Below are 2,130 nucleotides of genomic sequence, written 5' to 3'. Positions count from 1 at the left end.
CACCCCTATCCACAACTCATCCCAAAGCTTTTCAACGCTCACGAGTTCGGTCCTCCACACAATTTTACCTGTGCTTCAACCTGGCCATGGATAGATCACTACGGTTTCGGGTCTACTATTACTAACTATACGCCCTGTTCAGACTCGCTTTCGCTGCGGCTCCATGTTTTCCACTTAACCTCGCTAGCAACAGTAACTCGTCGGTTCATTCTTCAATAGGCACGCCGTCGTCCTGATATATATACAGACTTCGACTGTTTGTAGACATACGGTTTCAGGTTCTCTTTCACTCCCCGCCAGGGGTTCTTTTCACCTTTCCCTCACGGTACTATGCGCTATCGGTCGATATCAGTATTTTGGCTTGGAGGGTGGTCCCCCCTGCTTCCCACAAGGTTTCACGTGTCTCGTGGTACTCTGGATACAGTCCCATGTATGCAAGGTTTCGATTACAGGGCTTTCACCTTCTACGGCTGAGCTTTCCAGCTCGATTCTTCTACCTCATTTACACTTGATGACTGTCCTCAACCCCGGTGCGGTTGCCCGCTCCGGTTTGGCCTCTTTCCCGTTCGCTCGCCGCTACTAAGAAAATCTCGTTTGATTACTGTTCCTCTGGGTAATTAGATGTTTCAGTTCCCCAGGTGCCCTCCTCATAGTCTAAGCTATGGGTGACAGTGCATAACCACTGCCGGGTTCCCCCATTCGGAAATCTACGGGTCACAGGTTGCTTGCACCTCTCCGTAGCTTATCGCAGCTTACCGCGTCCTTCTTCGGCTGATATCGCCAAGGCATCCACCGTACGCCCTTAAAATCTTTACTTATTTTACGCCATAATTTGCGGCTAACTTCGTTGTGCTGCGTTCGGTTTGTCTTGCGTACATAAGTACGCGGCGACATTCCCTCACTGGCACGCCTCGTTATCCATCAAATTCTGACGAAAATCTATTTTTAGATTTTATTGACATGCATTAGATACATTGTCGTTTTTTGTAGCCGTACATTTTCATGTACGTCACCATTAAGTCAGAGAATTATTTCCTATGTGCTTGGGTCAACCTACTTAGAAATTCTAAGAGATGACCTTACAAATATATAATAATTATCTTCTATGCAGTTTTCAAAGAACAAACAATTAGTATATCACAGACTCGCTGTTAAATACTAAATGGTGGAGACGAGGAGATTCGAACTCCTGACCCCCTGCTTGCAAGGCAGGTGCTCTCCCAACTGAGCTACGCCCCCGTAATGGGTTCACTTAAGTCTCGATAATCCATTCCGAAGAATCCGTTATCTTTTATAAGCTTTTCCTATTATTTTAGCTCTTAATGTCTGTACTCTACACAAAAGTGTATTTCAAGTTATATGAGCCAACTGGTGGGCCTAGGTGGACTCGAACCACCGACCTCACGCTTATCAGGCGTGCGCTCTAACCAGCTGAGCTATAGGCCCATATCTGTAGATTGAGAGTCTTTACAGATCTCTCAAAACCAAACAATGATAAGTGTGTAAGTACAGCTAGCGCTTATGCTACGTCTACTTACTCGCCAAAGTGTCGACCTAAGTGACATCCAAGCTCTTGGCTTGGTGTATGTCTCCCTAGAAAGGAGGTGATCCAGCCGCACCTTCCGATACGGCTACCTTGTTACGACTTCACCCCAATCATCGACTTTACCTTAGACGGCTGGCTCCCGAAGGTTACCCCACCGGCTTTGGGCACTTCCGACTTTCGTGGTGTGACGGGCGGTGTGTACAAGGCCCGGGAACGTATTCACCGCAGTATGCTGACCTGCGATTACTAGCGATTCCGACTTCACGTAGGCGAGTTGCAGCCTACGATCCGAACTGAGAGAGTGTTTCTCGGGTTTGCTCCATCTCGCGATCTCGCTTCCGTCTATTAACTCCCATTGTAGTACGTGTGTAGCCCAGGTCATAAGGGGCATGATGATTTGACGTCATCCCCGCCTTCCTCCGCATTGTCTGCGGCAGTCTCTCATGAGTTCCCACCATTACGTGCTGGCAACATAAGATAGGGGTTGCGCTCGTTGCGGGACTTAACCCAACATCTCACGACACGAGCTGACGACAACCGTGCACCACCTGTTTTCTGGCTTCCGAAGAAGAGGAACTATCTCT

Annotated in this window: 2 tRNA genes and 2 rRNA genes; all 4 read right to left on the bottom strand. The window is 48.2% G+C overall.

What is annotated here, in order from left to right:
• Positions 1–816 (bottom strand): 23S ribosomal RNA (locus AAA071_RS09440); the annotation flags it as partial.
• A gap of 347 nt (positions 817–1,163) precedes the next feature.
• Positions 1,164–1,239 (bottom strand) — tRNA-Ala (locus tag AAA071_RS09435).
• 130 nt (positions 1,240–1,369) lie between these two features.
• A tRNA-Ile gene (locus AAA071_RS09430) sits at positions 1,370–1,446 on the bottom strand.
• Between the two features lie 151 nt (positions 1,447–1,597).
• Positions 1,598–2,130: ribosomal RNA gene (locus AAA071_RS09425) — 16S ribosomal RNA — on the bottom strand; the annotation flags it as partial.

The organism is Veillonella parvula (genome assembly GCF_040097785.1).
Taxonomy (GTDB): Bacteria; Bacillota; Negativicutes; order Veillonellales; family Veillonellaceae; genus Veillonella; species Veillonella parvula_D.
This window is presented reverse-complemented; position numbering and strand designations above follow the sequence as displayed.